At 57.8% G+C, this 20,462-nt stretch carries 17 protein-coding genes and 1 tRNA gene; 9 read left to right on the forward strand and 9 right to left on the reverse strand.

Annotated elements, in window-relative coordinates:
• Window positions 1–36 precede the first annotated feature (36 nt).
• Genes AC2FIO_RS06720 through AC2FIO_RS06730 form a run of 3 tightly spaced genes read right to left on the reverse strand, consistent with a single transcriptional unit; the run spans window position 37 to window position 4,451 of the window.
• Window positions 37–1,071, reverse strand: a complete 1,035-nt coding sequence (locus tag AC2FIO_RS06720; RefSeq protein WP_496696481.1) for an ACP S-malonyltransferase — start codon at window positions 1,069–1,071, stop codon at window positions 37–39.
• Complete coding sequence (locus AC2FIO_RS06725) at window positions 1,068–3,260, reverse strand: dehydrogenase E1 component subunit alpha/beta (RefSeq protein WP_496696483.1); 2,193 nt, start codon at window positions 3,258–3,260, stop codon at window positions 1,068–1,070. Before AC2FIO_RS06725 ends, AC2FIO_RS06720 begins: the two co-directional genes overlap by 4 nt.
• Window positions 3,261–3,284: 24 nt before the next feature.
• Window positions 3,285–4,451 carry a pyridoxal phosphate-dependent aminotransferase gene (locus AC2FIO_RS06730; RefSeq protein ID WP_496696485.1) on the reverse strand — a complete coding sequence of 389 codons (1,167 nt, stop codon included), beginning with the start codon at window positions 4,449–4,451 and terminating at the stop codon, window positions 3,285–3,287.
• Window positions 4,452–4,547: 96 nt separating this feature from the next.
• Between AC2FIO_RS06730 and AC2FIO_RS06735 the strand changes: the two genes are divergently transcribed.
• Complete coding sequence (locus AC2FIO_RS06735; RefSeq protein ID WP_496696487.1) at window positions 4,548–5,438, forward strand: LysR substrate-binding domain-containing protein; 891 nt, start codon at window positions 4,548–4,550, stop codon at window positions 5,436–5,438.
• 144 nt (window positions 5,439–5,582) lie between these two features.
• Here the strand turns inward: AC2FIO_RS06735 and AC2FIO_RS06740 are convergent, their stop codons facing one another.
• Both AC2FIO_RS06740 and AC2FIO_RS06745 read right to left on the reverse strand, forming a co-directional pair.
• Entirely contained in the window at window positions 5,583–6,740 is a 1,158-nt protein-coding gene (locus tag AC2FIO_RS06740) for an acyl-CoA dehydrogenase family protein (protein WP_496696488.1), read from the reverse strand.
• 126 nt (window positions 6,741–6,866) lie between these two features.
• The gene (locus AC2FIO_RS06745; RefSeq protein ID WP_496696490.1) at window positions 6,867–7,430 is read right to left on the reverse strand and encodes a TetR/AcrR family transcriptional regulator; all 564 of its coding nucleotides are present in this window, start codon (window positions 7,428–7,430) and stop codon (window positions 6,867–6,869) included.
• Window positions 7,431–7,731: 301 nt separating this feature from the next.
• Between AC2FIO_RS06745 and AC2FIO_RS06750 the strand changes: the two genes are divergently transcribed.
• The 7 genes from AC2FIO_RS06750 to AC2FIO_RS06780 all read left to right on the forward strand — a co-directional run bounded on the left by AC2FIO_RS06750 (window position 7,732) and on the right by AC2FIO_RS06780 (window position 16,053).
• Window positions 7,732–8,196 carry a nuclear transport factor 2 family protein gene (locus AC2FIO_RS06750; RefSeq protein ID WP_496696492.1) on the forward strand — a complete coding sequence of 155 codons (465 nt, stop codon included), beginning with the start codon at window positions 7,732–7,734 and terminating at the stop codon, window positions 8,194–8,196.
• An 11-nt stretch (window positions 8,197–8,207) separates the two neighbouring features.
• Window positions 8,208–8,828, forward strand: a complete 621-nt coding sequence (locus AC2FIO_RS06755) for a pyridoxamine 5'-phosphate oxidase family protein (RefSeq protein WP_058275310.1) — start codon at window positions 8,208–8,210, stop codon at window positions 8,826–8,828.
• 42 nt (window positions 8,829–8,870) lie between these two features.
• On the forward strand, window positions 8,871–9,032 hold the full coding sequence (locus AC2FIO_RS06760; protein ID WP_186437498.1) for a hypothetical protein: 162 nt from the start codon (window positions 8,871–8,873) through the stop codon (window positions 9,030–9,032).
• 103 nt (window positions 9,033–9,135) lie between these two features.
• Window positions 9,136–11,616, forward strand: a complete 2,481-nt coding sequence (locus AC2FIO_RS06765; RefSeq protein ID WP_496696494.1) for a heavy metal translocating P-type ATPase — start codon at window positions 9,136–9,138, stop codon at window positions 11,614–11,616.
• Window positions 11,613–12,002, forward strand: a complete 390-nt coding sequence (gene cueR / locus AC2FIO_RS06770) for a Cu(I)-responsive transcriptional regulator (RefSeq protein WP_496696496.1) — start codon at window positions 11,613–11,615, stop codon at window positions 12,000–12,002. The genes AC2FIO_RS06765 and cueR overlap by 4 nt, the downstream gene beginning before the upstream one ends.
• A 97-nt stretch (window positions 12,003–12,099) precedes the next feature.
• Entirely contained in the window at window positions 12,100–12,972 is an 873-nt protein-coding gene (locus AC2FIO_RS06775; RefSeq protein ID WP_496696498.1) for an NAD(P)-dependent oxidoreductase, read from the forward strand.
• A 15-nt stretch (window positions 12,973–12,987) separates the two neighbouring features.
• Window positions 12,988–16,053, forward strand: a complete 3,066-nt coding sequence (locus AC2FIO_RS06780) for an aminotransferase class III-fold pyridoxal phosphate-dependent enzyme (RefSeq protein ID WP_496696500.1) — start codon at window positions 12,988–12,990, stop codon at window positions 16,051–16,053.
• Window positions 16,054–16,104: 51 nt separating this feature from the next.
• Here AC2FIO_RS06780 and AC2FIO_RS06785 read toward each other — a convergent pair whose 3' ends face one another.
• The gene (locus AC2FIO_RS06785; RefSeq protein WP_496696502.1) at window positions 16,105–16,581 is read right to left on the reverse strand and encodes a hypothetical protein; all 477 of its coding nucleotides are present in this window, start codon (window positions 16,579–16,581) and stop codon (window positions 16,105–16,107) included.
• A complete protein-coding gene (gene hemP / locus AC2FIO_RS06790; protein ID WP_081894606.1) occupies window positions 16,578–16,745 on the reverse strand; it encodes a hemin uptake protein HemP in 168 nt (55 codons plus the stop codon). The genes AC2FIO_RS06785 and hemP overlap by 4 nt, the downstream gene beginning before the upstream one ends.
• Window positions 16,746–16,970: 225 nt before the next feature.
• Between hemP and gph the strand changes: the two genes are divergently transcribed.
• Window positions 16,971–17,630, forward strand: a complete 660-nt coding sequence (gph, locus tag AC2FIO_RS06795; protein ID WP_282121072.1) for a phosphoglycolate phosphatase — start codon at window positions 16,971–16,973, stop codon at window positions 17,628–17,630.
• Window positions 17,631–18,328: 698 nt separating this feature from the next.
• Here gph and AC2FIO_RS06800 read toward each other — a convergent pair.
• On the reverse strand, window positions 18,329–19,093 hold the full coding sequence (locus AC2FIO_RS06800; RefSeq protein ID WP_282171006.1) for a DUF3299 domain-containing protein: 765 nt from the start codon (window positions 19,091–19,093) through the stop codon (window positions 18,329–18,331).
• Between the two features lie 1,292 nt (window positions 19,094–20,385).
• Window positions 20,386–20,462 (reverse strand) — tRNA-Met (locus AC2FIO_RS06805).

The following is a 20,462-nucleotide window of genomic DNA, read 5'->3' on the forward strand; positions in this document are numbered from 1 at the left end:
GCGCTCCTTGAAATTGCGCGGATCATTAGGGCAGTGTCAGCCGGTTGCAAGCGCTCTTTGATCCTCGCGCCCCATCGCGATCAGGAAGGGTTGCGCATCCTGTTTCGCTTGAAAATCAGCCTTGTTACCCATGCCACGCCAGTTCGCCAGAACAAGGGATTGCGCCACTGCGCCACCTAAGGTCGCGCCGGGGCCGGTAACAATGAACAGGTCTGGCGCGAACTCATGCGCGGCGGTCTGGATCGCACGGGTAAAGTCATAGGGTTCGGTCACTTGGTGGCCCAGGGTATAATCCCAAAGCGCCTGCGTATCCGTCGCACCCGGCCACCAAATCTTTCCGCGACCGTCGATCAGGGGGCGTTCAGGCTGTCCGAACAAGTCCGCGTCCAAGCGCGCACGCCCTTCGGCAGCGACCGGTGCCTGCAAGGATGTGTGAAACGCGGCATGGTTTGGCAAGCGCATCGGGAAACGGTCCTGCACGGTGGGTTGCGACGCCTCGAAAGCCTTCAGCCCCATCTCATTGCCTGCCAGAACCAGCATTCCGCCCAGTTCAATGGACAAAGCAAGATCATGATCCTGAATTGCGTTGATGCGCGCCACATCTGTCAACAGCTCGGTCTTGCGCGCGGCGTCGTCCGCCCAATCATCGGCAACATAGGGGTAAACCAATTGACCGCCGATCAGGTGATCCTGCATCAGTGTTCCCATCGTGTTCACTACGCGAAACCCGTCCTCAGGCGACAACGCCCCGGCAGCGGCCAATGCAATGTACCACCCCATCGAGTTCCCGGTGACCGCGACCACCTCGATATCATCGGCCAGCGATTGCGCGTCCGCCAGCGAAGCTGCGTAGATGAGCGGTGAGGCAATGTCGCCTTTTGAATACTTGGAAACTGTGAACCGCGCTGCGCCATCCAATGCCGTAACGGCCTCTTGCCCTGCTTCGGCACGTATCGCGTCGAAGCCCCTAAACATCGGAGTCTGCCGCGCGTTGTGGCGATGCAGATAGCCAAGCTCGGGCTTGTTGTATGTACCCCGACCGGGGCAGATCACGACAGCTGTGCGGGTCATGAGCGGCCCCCCGTCAGTTTTAGCGCAGCGGCGAGAATCCCCTCTTTCGACGGCAGCGGAGCAGCATAAGCGGGGCCAGTGGCTATAAAACAATCTTCGGCCACGACGCGCGCGCTAGGGGTAGAGGGACTGTTTTCAGTGAAAAAGGTCATCAGCCCCTCAGACTGGCTGCCCGTCCGGCGGCACTCGTCGACGATCAAGACGTGTTTGCAACCCTTTGTGGCCTGACGCAGAGCCTCAATTGGGAGAGGTGCCAGCCAGCGCATGTCGATGATACGGGTTTTCACGCCTGCTGCCTCCAACTCGGGCAGAGCCTGTTTCGACAGGTAATGCCCGTTTCCATAAGTGACCATGGCCAGATCTTTACCCTCGCCATGCACGCCAACCTCACCCAGCGCGATACTCTGGTCAGGCGACGGGTACGCCGTCATCCAACCTGCGTCCTTTGCATCGTGCAGATCGCGCATCGGATAAAGGGCAATAGGTTCCAGAAAGACCACGACCCGCTGTTCTTCGCGCGCCAGCCGTACGCATTCGCGCAGCATCTTAGCCGCATCTGCGCCTGTCGACGGGCATGCAATGATCACGCCGGGAATGTCGCGCAGGACAGCCAGCGAGTTGTCATTGTGGAAATGGCCGCCGAACCCTTTCTGATAGCCAAGCCCCGCAATGCGCAGAACCATCGGGTTGGTGAACTGCCCGTTCGAAAAGAATGGCAGGGTCGCGGCTTCGCCCCTGATCTGGTCCTCGGCATTGTGCAGATAAGCGAGGAACTGGATTTCGGGGATCGGAATGAACCCGTTATGCCCCATGCCAATGGCCAATCCCAGAATGGACTGCTCATCCAACAGCGTGTCGATCACCCGGTCCGGGCCAAAGCGTTGCTGCAGTTTCTGGGTCACGCCATAGACGCCGCCCTTGCGGCCGACATCTTCGCCCATGCAGACGACCTCGCCGTGTTCCAGCATCAGATCGGTCAGCGCCCAGTTGATCAGGCGGCTCATAGGTTGCGGATCATCCATTGCCCGCGTGTCGCCGCCAAAGGCCTTGGCGCGCGCTTCGGCGCTGGGACCGTTCGTGGGCTTACAAGCCCGTTTTGGCGGGATCAGGCTGGCCATAACCTCAGAGGCGGAGGTCAGGTGCGGGCGGGTTGCGGCCTCTGCCGCGATGCGGTCCGTGCGGGCGCAGGTATCTTCGTAGATTTTTAACGCCTGTTCCGGCGCCAACGCCCCGGCCTGTTCCAGCAAGCGCACCGAGTGCAGCAGGGGATCGTTGGCCTCATCCGCCTCAACCTCGGACTTCGGCAGGTACGTGGTCGGCACATCTGCGCCCGCATGGCCGTAAAGACGCACGGTTTTCAGATGCAGGAAGGCCGGTTTACGGCGGGTACGGACATACTCGGCGGCGTCTTGCGCCACCGCGAAGGTCTCATAGATATCCAGACCGTTGGCCTGAAAGTACTTGATTCCGGGGCGGTGTTCCATCGACGCCTGTATCCAGCCTTTTGGCGTTTTGACCGAGATTCCAATCCCGTTATCCTCACACACAAACAACAGCGGCAAAGGCGTCGACTGCACACTGGTCCAGCCTGCGGTGTTGATCGCGCCCTGCGCTGTAGAATGATTGGCCGAGGCATCCCCGAAGGAACACATCGCAATCCCGTCCAAGGGCAGTTCACGGTGTTCAGGATCGCGTCTCCGCGCGGCGCCTAACGAATAAGCAGCACCCACAGCCTTGGGCAGATGGCTGGCGATGGTCGAGGTTTGCGGCGGGATGGTCAGCGCCTTTGAACCCAAAACCTTATGCCGCCCGCCCGAGGTCGGATCCTCTTTCGAGCAGGCAAAGCTCAGCAACATGTCCCACGCAATTTGCTGGCCCGGCACCTGCTCGGCCCGGGCGATCTGGAACGCCGCGTCGCGGTAGTGAAGAAAGGCAATATCGGTCGGACGCAATGCATGCGCCACGGCTGCCATCCCTTCGTGGCCGGATGATCCGATAGTGTAAAACCCCTGCCCCGCCTTCTGCATCGTCCGGCTGGTCCGGTCCAACGCACGGCTAAGGACCTGCGACCGGAACAGCGACACCGCATCGGTCTTGCTCAGACCCTGCCGCGGCTTTGCTCCGTCGGGAAAGTCGCGATTGGCAACCCGGGTCAGGATATTCTCGTGAACGATCTGGGCGCGATCCATTGGGTGTCTTCCGAAGTTATTTGGTTACAATTTGGCGGTAGCGTCCGCGATACGACGCATACCTTCTTGCAGGCTTTCAGTGGCATAGGCAAAAGAAAGCCGCAAATGCCCCGGCATCCCAAACGCGCGACCCGGCACCAGCGCCACACCTGCCTCATCCAGCAGAAAGCGACAGAATTCATGGTCTGTGGCCATTTTCGCGTGAGTTTTGGGAAAGACGTAAAACGCGCCATCCGGCACGGCACATTCCAGACCAGCGGCGTTTAGCCCTTCGACAACGAGATCGCGGCGCGCTCGCATTGCCCGACGGCGGTCCGCCAGCAGGTCTTGCGGCCCGGTGATGGCCTCCAATGCTGCAGCCTGGGCAATCGAACACGCCCCTGACGTGATTTGCCCCTGCACAGCAACCATCGCCTTGATCAACTCAGCAGGGCCAATTCCCCACCCGATGCGCCAGCCGGTCATGGAATAGGCCTTGGACACGCCGTTTACGATCAAGGTTCGTTCCGCCAATTCGGGAACGGCCTGCACAAAGGGGGTGAAGGGTACAAAAGATAGGTGTTGATAGATCTCGTCAGAAATCACCCAGACCTGAGGATAGTTTTGCAATACCGCGCCCAGCGCCTGCAATTCCGCCTTGGAATAGACCGCGCCAGTTGGATTGGACGGGGAATTCAGCAGTAGCCAACGCGTGCGCGGTGTGATCGCGGCCTCCAACTGATCCGGCGTCAGTTTGAATTTCTGCGTCGCCGGACAGCTAACGACTAAGGGAACACCGCCTGCCAACCTGACCATATCCGCATAGCTCGTCCAGAATGGGGCGGCCATTATCACCTCATCGCCAGGATTGAGCGTTGCCATCATCGTACCGGACAAAACCTGCTTGGCACCCGTCGAAACGATTACATTTTCGAGGCGCGCGCCAGCCTCAATCGCAATCGCTGATCGCAATGCCGGCGTTCCTGCCGTTGCAGGGTATCGTGTCTGCCCGTTCAAAGCTGCACGGTCCGCCGCCTCAACAACATGCTGCGGGGTCGGAAAATCAGGCTCACCAGTGCTGAGCGCAATCACGTCGGCACCCTGCGCGCGAAGGCGCGCGGCCTGTTCGGAAATGCGAACGATCTCTGACAGCTCAATGCCGTCCAACCGTTCGGCAGGCTGAAACTCTTGAATACTGGTCGTTAGGGTCATTGGTCCACATCCACATTGGATTCCACGCCTCTGTATCGGGCTGGCGCACGGCAATTGCCAGTGATATTCCGTGTGAAAGGTATGAGGATTTATCATATGATTGCGCCCCGTCGGTTTCTCCCCTCGGTCCCCTCTCTTCTGGCATTGGAGGCGGTTGATCGCCTCGGTAGCGCCTCGGCCGCGGCCGAAGAGTTGTCGCTGACCCAAAGCGCGATCAGCCGACAGTTGAAGTCCATGGAGGACCAACTGGGCGTCGCGCTCATTCAGCGCAACCAGATGCGATTGCACCTGACCCCCGCCGCAAAAGACTATGTTCAGGTGGCGCGCACAGCGCTGAACCAGATTGCGCAAGCGTCACTGAAACTGAAGGCCAACCCAACCGGCGGGTCGCTGAACCTGTCCATCCTGCCCGCCTTTGGAATGCATTGGCTGGCACCGCGCCTGCAGGATTTTGCCCGTCGCCACCCTGAAGTGACCGTGAACCTGAGCACATGCCTCAAGCCGTTTGATTTCGAGACCGAACATTTTGATGCCGCCATCCACTTCGGCCAAAAGAACTGGCCGGGCGTCAACTACCTGCCGATCATGCGTGAAGATGTGGTTCCGGTCTGCGCGCCGGACCTGTTGCCCGATCAGGAGCAGGACTTGTGCTGGCTGATGACAGCCCCTTTGCTGCATCTTGAGACCCGACCAGACGCTTGGGAGCGATGGTTTGCGGCACAAGGGCGTGACGCATCGGGGATGCGGGGAATGCTGTTCGATCAGTTCTCGACCATGGTGCAGGCCACGATCCACGGGCTGGGAGCGGCGCTATTGCCCAGCTATCTGATCGAAGACGAACTGAAAACCAAAAGATTGGTTCCAGCATGGAAAGGGCCCCATATCAGCCTTGGGCAATTCTTTCTGGTCTGGCCACAGACTCGACCGGAATCCGAACCGCTACGGTCATTTCGGATATGGCTGCAAGGTCAGGTTGGCCCATTCTGATCCAAAACTGCGCAGCCTCCGGCTTTGCGTCCTGCGGACAGCAGAGAGGTCGGGCAGGTGCGGGCTGCGCCCGCACCTGCCCGACCCAACGGGATGAGACGTTTTCCAGAAACGTTGGCGACAGGCGGGAGCCCTTTGGGTGCGTTACTTGTCCAGAGAACGGGCGATCAGTTCCTTCATGATCTCGTTGGTACCGCCATAGATCATCTGCACCCGCGCATCCGCATAAAGCCGGGCGATCGGGTATTCCATCATGAACCCGTAACCACCGAACAACTGAAGGCATTCGTGCATGATCTCGTTCTGCACTTCCGAACCCCAGTATTTCACCATCGAGGCCGTCGCCGCATCCAACGTGCCCGCCTCAAGTTGTGCGATGCAGTCATTGACGAAACTGCGCAGAACTTCGGCCTTGGTTTTGCACTCGGCCAATTTGAAACGCGTGTTCTGAAAGTCCATAACGCGCTGGCCAAAAGCCTTGCGTTCCTGCGTATAGCGTACAGTTTCGGCAATTGCGAAGTCGATCGCGCCCAGCGCCATGATGCCGATAGTCAGGCGTTCCCAGGGCAGTTGCTTCATCATCTGATAGAAGCCCTGGCCTTCTTCTGGTCCGATCAGGTTCGTCATCGGAACCTTGACGTCTTCAAAGAACAGCTCGGCCGTATCGTTGGCCTTCATCCCCAGTTTCTTGAGGTTTCGGCCCCGACGAAATCCTTCTGCGCCTTCGGTTTCTACGGCGATCAGCGATACGCCCTTGGACCCTTGCGATTTATCCGTCTTTGCGGCCACCAGGATCAAATCGGCGGATTGGCCGTTGGTGATAAAGATCTTGGACCCGTTCAAACGATAGGTATTTCCGTCCTTGTCTGCGGTGGTGCGAACGGACTGAACGTCCGAACCTGTTCCCGGCTCGGTCATGGCCAAAGCCGCGACCATTTCACCGGATGCCAGACGGGGGAGCCACTTGTGCTTTTGATCCTCGCTGCCATAGGCGTTCAGATAATGGACAACGATCGACTGAATTCCAAAGCCCCAACCCGAGTCACCGCGTGCGGCTTGCCCGTACATCGTGACCGCGTCAAATCCAATCCCGCCGCCTACGCCACCATATTCCTCAGCAATAGCGCCGGCCATCAGCCCCATGTCCCCGGCCTTGTTCCAGAATTCGCGATCGACCATGCCGTTTTGGTTCCAGCGTTCGATATTGGGCACAAGTTCGTCGTCCATGAACCGGTTTGCCATTTCGGCAAACATCTGATGTTCGTCAGTGACCCAGTTGGCGGTTGGCTTGAATAGCGACATGTAGGCTTCTCCCAAATCGAATTTCGATAAGGGTAGCGTTGGGCACCGCGCAAACCAACCCATCCACCGGAATGCTACGCAACGTCTTTTTCGTGCAAGACCTTACGTTCACAGGTTTAAACATGATCAAGCCAGGGCATTATCCAGCAGAACCTGTGCCGCTGCCTTTGCATCTCGCACAGGATCGCAGCTTTTTACCAGGACGGCCGTAACGATTGCGCCCTCTTGCAAGAGCAGCAGCTGGCATCCCAATGCCTCGGGATCACGTGCGCCTGCCTGGCGGGCCAAATCGGTGAGAAACTCGAGCATCAGATGCTTGTGTTCGGCTGCCTGCAAATGGATTGGGTGATCTTGTTCCTGATACTCTGCGCCCGCTTTGATGAACATGCATCCGCGAAAGCTGTCCTCCTGGAACCATTCGCCCAGCACATCGAAACTGGCGATCAGCTGTTCGGCCGGTGTGTCGGATAGTTCATCAACCCGTTGCAGGAACCATTTGCGAAAGTTCTCATCCCGCAACTGCAAAGCCGCCAGGATCAGCTCTTCCTTGGTACGGAAATGTTTGTACATCGACGTTTTCGACACGCCCGTCTCGACCACCAACTTGTCCATGCCGGTGGCGTGAAATCCGTCACGATAGAAGACCTGCAATGCCTTGCGGACCAGCTCGTCACGTTTGTTTGGGCGCATCTGTCAGCTCCTGTATGTACTGATCGGTACATAATGCACCGCAGCGATGGCTGCAACAGACACAGCCTAACCTGCTGTTTTCACTTACTCCCCTTAGGAGACGAAAATGTGGGTTCAAAAAAATCCAACTCAACACTTGAAAAAGGTTACCGATCTGTACACATTTAGGGCACAGTGTACCGATCAGTAAACTCAGGAGCGAATATATGAGACCCCGCACCAGACCTCTCTCGCACCAGTACATCCCCCTTCTTTTGACCATCGCCTTGATGGCAGCTTCTCTGGCTTGAAAGACCTACAAATGAACCGTCCTCCTCTGCCTCCGTTCACCCTGGAAACCGCAACGCAAAAAGTGCGATTGGCGGAAAACGCCTGGAACAGACGTGATGCGGATGTCGTGACCCCGGCCTATACCGAAGACAGCCAGTGGAGAAATCGGGCAGAATTCCTAAGCGGCCATGCGGACATCCATGCCTTTCTGACACGCAAGTGGCACAAGGAACTGGACTATCGGTTGATCAAAGAGCTGTGGGCCTTTTCCGGTGACCGCATTGCGGTTCGTTATGCTTATGAATGGCGTGACGACAGCGGTCAGTGGTTCCGGTCTTATGGCAACGAAAACTGGCGATTTGCCGAAGATGGTCGAATGGCCGAGCGCCATGCATCGCTGAACGACCTGCCGATTGCGGAAACCGAACGTCTGTTTTTCTGGCCGCAAGGCCCCCGCCCCGACGATCACCCCGGCCTGTCCGATCTGGGACTTTGAAAGGACATCTCATGCCTCGCGCCTTTTCCGAACTGACCTTCACCCCTGCCGTCCGCGCCCATCAGGAACGGATGGGGTCTGCCAAGACCTATGCCAAATTCATCGAAAGTGGCCCGCAGCAAGGCCACGAAATCGGCGAGCCTGAAAAGGCCTTTATCGAAGCGCGGGACGGGTTCTATCAGTCCACCGTGTCCGAAACGGGTTGGCCATATGTGCAATACCGTGGCGGACCGACCGGGTTTCTCAAAGTTCTGGGACCGCAGACAATCGGTTATGCCGACTTTTCGGGCAACAAGCAGTACATCTCGCGCGGTAACCTGGATGGAAATGACCGGGTTGCAATGATCCTGATGGATTACGCCAATCGGCGACGCCTGAAAATCCTTGGCCGGGTCGCGTTCACCGAGGGCGAAGATGCCACAACCAGCCTATATCCTGACGGTGCCGATGCCCCGGCTGAACGCGCCGTGATCATCCGGGTCGAAGCGCTGGACTGGAACTGCCCACGCCACATCACGCCCCGCTTTACCGAGGCCGAGCTTCGCCCACATCTGAACTCGCTAGGGCAGCAATTGGCGCAACTTCAGGCCGAAAATGACAGGTTGAAGCAAGAGCTGGCAAAACAGTCCTGACCCAACAGCGCCGAACGAACCTCTCGAACCAGGACTTTGCCCATGTCGCGATCTTCATTGAATATGGCCGGTTTCATTCTTGTAGGCATCGCGCTGACCACGGCCGCAGTGTCGCTTGCGTTCTTTGTCTCCCCCGAGGCTGTCAGATCGCCGCCGCCGGATACCTACAACTCTCTCTTGCTAGAAATGTTTGCGAACAGGTGACGCCGACGCGCGGGTTGCAAAAAAGAAAATCCGCGATACCTCTTGACCTTCCCGTGACTGGAACCCCCATTTGGAGGGCAGATAACACATCGGGACGAGTCGCATGGCTACGCCGCAAACAACACAACTCAAAATCTCGGGCATGTCCTGCGCGTCCTGCGTGGGGCGTGTAGAAGCCGCATTGCAATCGGTGCCAGAAGTGACCGACGCCTCGGTCAACTTTGCGACCGAAACGGCGCAGGTCACACATACCGGGCCGATCAACGCACTGACTGACGCCCTGAGCAATGCCGGGTACCCGGCGGCCAGCAAGCAGACGACCCTGAAAATTGGCGGGATGACCTGCGCCTCGTGCGTGGCAAAGATCGAGAACGCGCTGACCGCTGATCCTGCGGTCGTCGACGCACAAGTCAATCTTGCGACCGAAACCGCTGTGGTCACGTTTATCGACGGGGCCCCCGACCCGCAAAAGCTGGCCAGTTTGTCTGAGGCAGCGGGATACCCTGCGCGCGTGGCAGACAGCATGACGGCTGACCAAACAGACCACACGAAATCCGACGAAGCGCATGCGCTGACCCGCACGACGATCTTCGCAGCGGTATTGGCACTGCCTGTATTCATTCTGGAAATGGGCGGGCATATGATCCCGGCCTTCCACCATTGGGTCCAGGCCACGATCGGCACGCAAACCAGCCACCTCATCCAGTTCGCACTGACCTCGGCCATACTGATTGGCCCCGGGCGCGTGTTCTACGCCAAGGGTATTCCGTCACTGATGCGCGGATCGCCCGATATGAACGCGCTGGTCGCCTTAGGAACGGGGGCCGCCTATTTGTTTTCCGTCACCGCAACCTTCGCCCCGCAGATCCTGCCGCAGGGTAGCGCCAATGTGTATTTCGAGGCCGCCTCTGTCATCGTGGTTCTCATACTGCTGGGCCGGGTCATGGAAGCGCGGGCCAAAGGTCGGACCGGGGCCGCGATCCGCAAGCTGGTTGGGCTGCAGCCCAAAACGGCACGGGTCGAACAGGACGGAAATTTCATTGATCGCCCCATCGCTGACATAACAGTAGGCGATACCTTGCAGATCCACCCGGGCGAACGGGTTCCCGTGGATGCCGAGGTTCTGGACGGCACCTCTTATGTGGATGAAAGCATGATCACGGGCGAACCGGTGCCGGTGGGCAAGTCGCCATCGGATCAGGTCGTTGGCGGTACGATGAATGGTACCGGAGCGCTGCGGGTGCGCGCGACGCGCGTTGGTGCCGACACCGTGCTGGCGCAGGTGATCCACATGGTCGAACAGGCGCAGGGGGCGAAGCTGCCGATCCAAGGGCTGGTCGACCGGATTACTGCGCGATTTGTGCCCGTTGTAATGGCTGTTGCGCTGCTGACGATCGCCATTTGGATGTTCGTCGGCCCGGAACCGGCATTGCCATTGGCGCTGGTCGCCGGTGTCTCAGTTCTGATTATCGCCTGCCCCTGCGCCATGGGCCTTGCGACACCAACCTCAATTATGGTCGGCACCGGCCGCGCGGCAGAATTGGGTGTGCTGTTCCGCAAAGGCGATGCGTTGCAGCAGTTGCAGCAAGCCAAGGTGGTCGCACTGGACAAGACCGGAACACTCACGTTGGGCCGGCCGGAACTGGAGAGTGTTACGACTGCAAACGGCTTTGACCGCGACAGTGTTCTGCGTTTGGCGGCCGCCGTCGAGGCAAGGTCAGAGCATCCCGTTGCCACTGCCATCACTCGTGCCGGACCATCTGAATTGCCCAAGGTATCAGAATTTGAGTCTCTCACAGGGCTGGGAGTTCGGGCTGTGGTCGAGGGGCATAAGTTGCTGATCGGTTCGGCCAGATTGATGGAGCAGAACGACATAACCGTCACGGACCTGATGGCCGAGGCCAACCAGCGCGCCGAAGAGGGCGCAACGCCTTTGTTTGTTGCCATCGACGGTCAGGCGGCGGCGATGCTTGCGGTCGCGGACCCGATCAAGCCCGGCACTGTGCAGGCGCTTGGGCGGTTGCACGAAATGGGGCTAACCTTGGCGATGGTGACAGGCGACAACGCCCGGACGGCGCAGGCTCTGGCGGACAAGCTGGGCATTGATCATGTCACGGCCGAGGTACTGCCCGATGGTAAGCTTGCCGCGATCAACGCGCTGCGCGACACGTTCGGCGCACTGGCCTTTGTCGGGGATGGCATCAACGATGCCCCGGCACTGGCTTCGGCGGATATCGGCATCGCCATCGGAACCGGCACAGACGTAGCGATTGAAACTGCGGATGTGGTGCTGATGTCGGGCGATCTGCGCGGCGTCGCAAACGCGGTCGAGATCAGCCGCAGAACCATGCGCAACATCAAGCAGAACCTGGGTTGGGCGTTCGGCTATAACATCTTGCTTATTCCGGTTGCCGCTGGGGTTCTTTACCCCTTTGGCGGCCATCTGCTGTCCCCAGCGCTCGCCGCTGGGGCCATGGCATTGTCCAGTGTTTTCGTGGTCTCGAATGCGCTGCGTTTGCGACGCGTCCGGGCCAGCTTGCCTGACACCCCGCTAGGCCATTCAGCGCAAACGGTGACCTCATGAATATCGGCGATGTTTCAAACCAGACCGGCCTACCCGCCAAGACAATCCGATACTACGAAGATATCGGCTTGGTGAAACCGCTACGCGATAACAACGGATACCGCAGATTTCGCAGTCAGGATGTACACAAACTGAATTTTCTGGGCCGCGCCCGTGCCTTGGGGTTCACAATCGAGGATTGCCGGACGCTGATGGCATTGTACGAGGACGAAACCCGTGCCAGCGCCGATGTCAAAAAGGTGGCCCGCGCGCATATGGCCCAGATCGAAGCCAAGATCGCTGACTTGAACGCCATGCGGGATACTCTGAGCCATCTGATCGACGCTTGCGCCGGGGACGACAGGCCAGATTGCCCGATCCTAAAGGATTTGGGCGGCAAAGCGTGACGCGGGGTTGCCCTTTGGACGCAGCTTTGCTTTGTCTCTGCTAAACAATCCGGCCCGGTGAAAGAAACGGGTACCGGACAGCAGAGAGGATCTCCAAATGGCAAAAGTCGCGTTTCTGGGTCTGGGCGTCATGGGATACCCCATGGCCGGTCACTTGCAGGCCGCAGGTCATGAGGTGACCGTTTACAACCGCACCGCCAATAAGGCCGAAGCTTGGGTCGCCCAACATGGTGGCGCCATGGCGACGACGCCCCGAGAGGCCGCGCAGGGTGCAGATTTCGTCATGGCTTGTGTCGGTAACGACGACGACCTACGGATGGTTTGCACAGGTGAAAACGGCGCATTCAACGGCATGTCCAATGGGGCGACCTTTGTTGATCACACCACTGTTTCGGCCATGGTGACACGCGAGTTGTACGAAGCTGGGCAAACAAAAGGCATCGCTTTTGTGGACGCTCCGATCTCGGGCGGTCAGTCAGGGGCAGAAAATGCGGTTCTGTCGATTATGTGCGGTGGGGATCAGGCGGCGTATGACGCGGCTGAACCGATTATGCAGGTCTATTCCAAGATTTGCCGTCGTATCGGCGACAGCGGTGCAGGTCAGATGACCAAGATGTGCAACCAGATCGCTATTGCCGGTCTGGTGCAGGGCCTCAGCGAAGCGCTGCACTTTGCCGAGAAGGCGGGCCTTGATGGCCGCGCAGTCGTTGAAGTTATCAGTCAGGGCGCGGCAGGCAGTTGGCAGATGGCAAACCGATATGAGACGATGCTGGACGATCATTTCGAACATGGGTTTGCGGTGGACTGGATGCGCAAGGATCTTGGCATCTGTCTGGAAACGGCCAATGAAACGGGGGCTTCACTGCCTGTGACCGCTCTGGTCGATCAGTTTTACAAAGACGTTCAGAAACTGGGCGGCGGACGCTGGGACACATCCTCGCTGATCAAACGCCTGCGCGCGCTGGATTAAAGGACCGTCGCACTGATGACCGAGTTGACCGAATTCTGGGCCCGCGCCCTGCGCACCCATTGGGGGCTTGAGACCAAACTGAATCGGCTGGACGGCGAATATGACCTCAACTTTCTGGTCAAGGCCACCAATGGTCAGGACTACGTGCTGAAAGTCATGCGTGCGGATTGCGAGGCAGAGTTCATTGACCTGCAGATCAAGGCGCTGAAACACATCGCCGCCGAGGCGCCGGGACTGCCCTTTCCCAGTGTTTTTCCGGATATCAACGGTGCGCTGCTGCCGGAAATCTCTGATCAAGATGGGCAGCTCCGACTGGTTTGGTTGCTCGAATGCCTGCCCGGCCAATGCTATGCCAAGGCTGCGCCGAAATCCGAAGAACTGATCCTGAAACTGGGCCGCATTCTGGGGGCAACCGACCGGGCAATGGAACGGTTTACCCATGACGGGCTGCACCGCACGGAATTCAAATGGGATCTGACACAAGCGGGCTGGATTTCGGACAAGCTGGATGCCCTTGCCGATCCTGCACGGCGGGCGATGTTGTCAGAGATTTGCGTTGAATTCGATGCCATCTCGGGCCCTCTGGCTGGATTGTCAAAACAAGCCATCCACAATGATGCCAACGACTACAACATATTGGTCGACGGTGAACTGGGTCAGCGGCAAACCGTCTCTGGCTTGATCGATCTTGGTGATATGTGCGCCGCACCGCGTATCTGCGATCTGGCAATTGCCGGGGCGTATATCGTTCTGGACCACCCAAAACCCGAGCGGGCATTGACGGCGTTGGTGCGTGGTTATCACGCCGCCAATCGCCTGCGTGCTGACGAGGTCGATCTGATCTGGCCGCTGCTGCGGATGCGGCTGGCCGTGTCCGTGGTGAACTCGACCTTGATGGCCGCGGACAATCCGGACGATCCTTATGTAACTATCAGTCAGGCCCCTGCGTGGCGCTTCCTAGAGAACGATACGATGAATGGCGGCTTGATGTCCGCCCGGCTGCGCGCCGCCTGCGGGTTGCCGGTGACCGACGGGGCCGAACGCATCCACGCCTATCTGTCCGAGCATCGCGGACAATTCGCGCAGATGTTCGAGCAGGACCTGAGCGATATTCCGATGGGATCTCTGTCGGTTGAAATCTCGACCTGGCCCCAGAACCCGTTCCACATGCCGCTAGACGAAGCCGCGCGCGTGGGCGAAGAGTTCGGAGAAGGCCTTTGGCTGGGTTACTACAACGAACCGCGCCTGATCTATGCCGAGCCGGCGTTCCGCAAAGGACCGTGGAAGGCCTCTGACAGGCGAACGGTGCATTTGGCCGTAGACGTATTCGCCCCTGACGGAACTGTTTTGCATGCACCTATGAGTGGCCGGGTCGAGGCAGTCGAAAACCGCGATACGCATCTGGATTATGGCGGCGTAGTGATCCTGCACCATGAAACACCCGAGGGTGATCCGTTCTATACGCTCTACGGTCATCTCGACCCCGAGGTCTGTGGCCGGCTGAAACCAGGCGATCCGGTCGCGCAGGGTGCGGCCTTTGCACGGCTGGGGGACGCCACGCAGAATGGCGGCTGGGCCCCGCATGTGCATTTCCAACTGGCTCTGACCACTGACGGGATGGAGAACGACTGGCCCGGTGTCGGCGACCCGGACGAGATGGAGTTGTGGCACGCCGTTTGTCCCAACCCGGCAGCGCTATTGAACCTGCCGGACGAAAAAGTGTTCTATCGCCCAACCGACAAGCAGGCGATCCTGCAAGGTCGGCATGACCATTTCGGTGGCAACCTATCCCTGACCTACGATGATCCGGTCATGCTGGTGCGCGGGTGGAAGCATCATCTGTTCGACGAATGGGGCCGTCCTTATCTGGACGCCTATAACAACGTCCCCCATGTGGGCCACGCGCATCCGCGCATTCAATCGGTGGCGGCGGATCAGTTGAAGCGGATGAATTCGAACACTCGCTACCTGCACCCGGCGCAAACAGCCTTTGCTGACAAAATCCTGTCCAAGCTACCGGATCATTTCGAGGTGTGCTTTTTCGTCAACTCGGGCACCGAGGCCAACGAGCTAGCCTTGCGTCTGGCGCGCGCGCATACCGGGGCCAAAGGCATCGTAACGCCTGACCACGGGTACCACGGCAATACGAATGCGGCGGTGGCGATCTCTGCCTACAAGTTCAACAAACCGGGCGGGATTGGTCAGGCCGATTGGGTCGAACTGGTCGAGGTTGCAGACGACTTCCGGGGCTCATTCAAGCGCGATGATCCTGACCGGGTACAGAAATTCGCCGATCTTGTGGATCCGGCTATTGCCGCGCTACAGGATAAAGGCCAAGGGTTGGCCGGCTTCATCGCCGAGACCTTCCCTTCGGTTGGCGGCCAGATCATCCCACCCAAAGGGTATCTGCCAGCCGTCTACGAAAAAATCCGCGCGGCCGGCGGGGTTTGTATCGCTGATGAGGTACAGACGGGTCTCGGTCGCCTTGGTGACTACTATTTCGGCTTTGAACACCAGGGTGCGTTGCCGGATATCGTTGTCATGGGCAAACCCATCGGAAACGGGCATCCGTTGGGCGTACTGGTCACGACCAAAGCCATCGCCGACAGTTTCAACAACGGGATCGAGTTCTTTTCGACTTTTGGCGGTTCAACCTTGTCCTGCCGGATCGGCAAAGAGGTGCTGGACATCGTCGATGACGAAGGCCTTCAGGACAACGCACGTGTCATGGGTGGGCAGCTGATGGATGGGCTCCGACAGATCGAGGCTGATTTCACCTGTGTCGGTGACGTGCGCGGCATGGGCTTGTTTCTTGGTGTGGAGCTGATCAATCCAGACGGATCCGAGGGCACCGAAATCTGCAGTTACGTCAAGAACCGGATGCGCGATCACCGTATCCTGATCGGCAGCGAAGGACCCAAGGACAACATCCTGAAAGTCCGCCCTCCTTTAACCATCGAGGCGGAAGACGTCGACATGATCCTTTGGACCCTGCGCGAGGTTTTGTCCGAAGTCGGTGACTTTGCCCCTGCCCCGACTTGCGATCATGATCATCATCACGCGGGCTGCGGGTGCTGCTGAAACAACAAAACCCCGGCTCGCCAGAGTCGGGGTTTTGAAGCCGCCTGCCGCTTAATGCAGCACGGCCGAGGGGGTTTTGTGCCCGGTTGTCGGCAAGGGTACTGACGCAGTCATCCGGCGCAGCACCATACCCATCTCTTCGGACAGTGACGCCAGTGCCGGGGCAAAGTCTGGTCGAACGATCAGCGTTGCCATCATCATCGCGTCTTCACGCGCTCCTTCCGAGGCGGCAGCAATCATCTGGGCGAAACAGTTTTCATCTGCACCAAGGCAGGAACAGCCAAGACCATGCCGCACCAACGGGCGACGGCCGTGATGGGCACACAGCCCGCACAAACGATCCAGCGTCATCATTGCCGCCCGCCCCTGATCCAGACCAAGCGCAATTTCGAAATCGCTTGCAGCATCCGCACGGGCCTCGGGACTTTCGGTCCACAATCGCAGATACATCACAGCACCGGCTTCGATTGGGCTGAGGTCGGACAGACGCCCAACCGCAGCGCCACCGCGCGAGGAATGCGTGCTCATTTTGTCAGGATCAGCTTGCCGGCGCGTGTGATACGCAAGGTATATAGTTGATCGCCCAGTTCGATATGGGCCAGGTTGCCACCCTTGGTCAGATCTTCGGCCTTATGTGCCGGAAGCATGGACACCGCATAGGACTGGCTGGGATTCGGGGTCTGCACATTCATCAGGACAACTCCAGTAGGTTCTCGGGCGAAGGGCCTTAATTTGTTCGCGCTTTCAACAAAATGGCTGACCCGAACTGGGTTGGCTGAGGGGGTCTTTCCGTTAATCTGATTAATTTAGTCAGGTATGTCAACCCTATTCGCTGGAAACCGCGGATGTGGGGTGATTGCGCAAGGATTTTATGCAGGTTAGGTCTGGCTCACGCGCATTAACCGACGGGGAAACCGATGACGGCAACAATCATGTTCGACCTGGACGGAACGCTGGTGGACAGTCTTCCGGACATTGCAGCGGCCGCCAACCGGACATTGCTGGATATCGGCATCGCCCCGTTGCCGGAAAGCACGATCAAACAATTTGTGGGCAACGGCCTGCCAAAACTGGTCGAACGCATGATCCGCCATCACGACCTGCCGATCGAACAGCATAGCGAATTGACCGAACTCACACTCGCCCATTACTCTGCCGCCTCCAGCGACAAAACAATCCCTTACCCAGGCGTCCCGCAAGCTCTGACGCAACTGCGCGAATTGGGCTGCGTTCTGGGCGTATGCACAAACAAACCTGAGGCACCCGCACGTCATATTCTGGACGCACTGGATCTGGCGCATCACTTCGAAACAGTGTTTGGCGGCGACACGCTACCCGTTCGCAAACCAGACCCCGCGCACCTTGAGGCAAGCTTCAACGCGGTCGCGAACGCTGGACCCCGGCTCTATGTCGGAGACAGCGAAGTGGATGCCGAAACTGCGCGCCGTGCAAACGTGCCCTTTCTTTTGTTTTCGGAAGGCTACCGAAAAACTCCGGTGGAAGAGATCCCACACAGGTTGAGCTACGATGACACGCATAAACTACCCGCACTCGTCCTGGAGGCATTGCAGGGATAGGGGAGAAATTTGCTGGCAGGGGGACTTGGGAAGGCGGTTGAGGGGCCGGCCGAGGGGGTAAGTAGCCAGCCCCTCATCGGGGAAAAGTGGTATTGTCCGCAGTAACTCTTTGGATGATTTAACATTAACGAATCGCCCTGCCTTCAGGAATTGGGGGTTTCCCGTAGGTGAATGTAACTAATTGAAATTTCTATTATTTTTATGACAAAAAATACCCAAAATATAAAATTCGCGTTTTGACACATGGCTGACCCCAAGAATCATCCATCTGAGGGGCAAAAACTCTACTCCAAGCCAAAACTGCCACAAAAATTAGTCAGCCCTTCCACAGAAAGCGGTCTGAGCTCGCAGACCGATCAGGGTGACGCTGGATTGCGCCGGATTCAGCAATGGGTTTTCGAGGAACAAAAAAGACGGTGTGATCTGCCGGCCGCATCACCAGTTCCCAAATTGGCATTCGTGGATTGCCTCAATGGCAGATCGTCGAAACTGACCCAAAACCCGTACCCGATCAAACTATCCTTCCAACGAAACCATCACGGGATGTCAGTGCGTGGAAAGTGCAAGCGGTACTACGGATTCGTCAGGCCTTCACCGGAATCCAACGCGGCCTCAACGGATGAAGGTCCGGACAGCCCCTGAACCAAAGCGCCGCCTGCGTAAACAGAGGGCACAAGGGTGACAAAGCGACAGCCGTGTCATTCGGACGTCTTAACGCCCCCGGTCTTGCGATTGCCTGCGGCGCGAAGGCGATCGGCAACGCTTTGGGTCCATTCTAGGCGGTCACCACGGGTTTCCAATGTCTCGGCGTTATCGGCATCCAATTGAAAGGTTGCGCGCATGGGCATCAACCCATCCACAACCATCATACTTTGATCCGTCGGATCAATGGTCAGTGTTCCGGTCAACCGCACTGGCTCGTGAAAATAGCTGGGGGTCCAGTCCCCGTTCAAACGCACCCGGATCATCTGGTTTGGCGGCGGCGGAGGCATGTGGCTGCACATACCCCGTTCCGGCACTAGATAGACCACGGGCCGGCCATCCGCATCTGCCGGTGCCGGAATTGCAAACCCGGCCAATGTGACCGTCTGACCATCGAATTTCTGATTGCCCGCGGTCGCAGCCATTTTGCGTCGCTCGGTTACGACCTGCCGCTGATCCAACAACCAGTCGACATTAACTCCACTGTCTACCAGGGCGTCTTCAGTCTCGGTCAGAAGCTTCTGCCATTCGTGCCGTTCCACTGCGGTTCCAACATCCTGCTGCAGCCTGCTGCGCATTCGAACCACGAAAAGAACGTCGTCAAATTGTTCCGGACTGAGGTCCCGGTATGGGTCTTCATAGACTTGAACCGACGGTTCAGGCAGATCTGACCAATCAAGCGCAATGCCCGGAGCCGCAATTGCGGTAGGACTGGTCAGGGCCAGCGCAACCACAGTAGCAATCCCATACAAAGTTCTCATTTACAGATTCCGTCACATCGCCCAATTCGATGCATCCGCTATAATTCACTCCAACGTGTTTTTGTAGATGACACCGTCTTTCATGATCTAGCGGATAGTTATCCGCCCCGGAATTGCCGGAGAAATCCAGATGCGAGTTGAAGACCTTTAACCAGGGAAGGGAAACCGGAAAGTCTTCCTTCAAGAGTTTACCAATGACTTAGCCATCAGGAGATATGCTTTCAAAGATGCTGCCGACTTACTGCTAGGACAAAAGCGAGCAATATCACCGATCTTGGGTAGGTACTTTAGTCCGTCTTCAAATTCATCTTCGTCAAAGCACCCGAATGGTCGGAGCTTTAGCCTTCGCGTGAAAAGCTTCTCGTTGCCTCCAACTTCGTAATTTTGTCCATCCAAGTATTCACCTTGGACGATGCAAGCGATCTCGCGAAAGCCGTACGAAATGCATACGAGCTCCCCGATTGACATACCTTTGAGCTTTTTACCTTGATAGAAGGGGCCTCATGGTTTGAATTCTCGAAAGCTCTTACTGAAATCTCGACCCCTATAACTGGCGGGAAATAGGGCCTTGCAGCCACTGCGCTTGAAAATGTTGTTTTCTGAATCGGCTGTGGCAGCTTGCTCACGAGAGCTGACTTTAATCTCCTTAAAGGGCTGCTGAGATTTGGATTCTAATGTTGAATGAGGACCCGAAACCTTTTTCTCGGACGTTTTTTCCACCTGAAGGCGGTCTCATGTTTAACACCACATGTCTTTGCAACTTCGCCAACAGATAAACGGCCCGACTTCATTTTTTGCACCATTTAATCTTTGTACCTTCGGGTCCACAGACGACGGTGAGCTTTCCCAACCGGAATTGAGTAGCCATAGGCGTTGAAGACGCTCTCGATTTTTGGCCACTTGCCGGCTCACCCAACATTTCAGAATTCATGATGCCTTTATCCTTTTTGACCAATCATAAACTGCTGGGAACTGGTTCGTCAGAGGTTATCTAGGGGGTCAGATTCAACGCTTACCGATCAACGCGGCCTCGGACCAACCGCCGGTTTTGCTCCACCCCGGTCTGCCCGGCCTCTACCGGGAACAGGTCGCCAATTTGGCCACGGCATTGAATGATCCATGCACCAAAGCCGAAGCAACATCCATCATCCGCAGCCTTCTACCAGAGATCGGGTTGGCCCTTGAAGAATGGAAGTATGCGATTGAGTTGGTTGGGGAACTGTTGGGATTGCTGGCGTTAGGGGCGCCCCAGAACGACGAAAGCCGCCCGGAGGCGGCTTGTTCGACAGTAATGGTTGCGGGAGTAGGATTTGAACCTACGACCTTCAGGTTATGAGCCTGACGAGCTACCGGGCTGCTCCATCCCGCG

The organism is Ruegeria sp. CDSB086, from assembly GCF_059611065.1.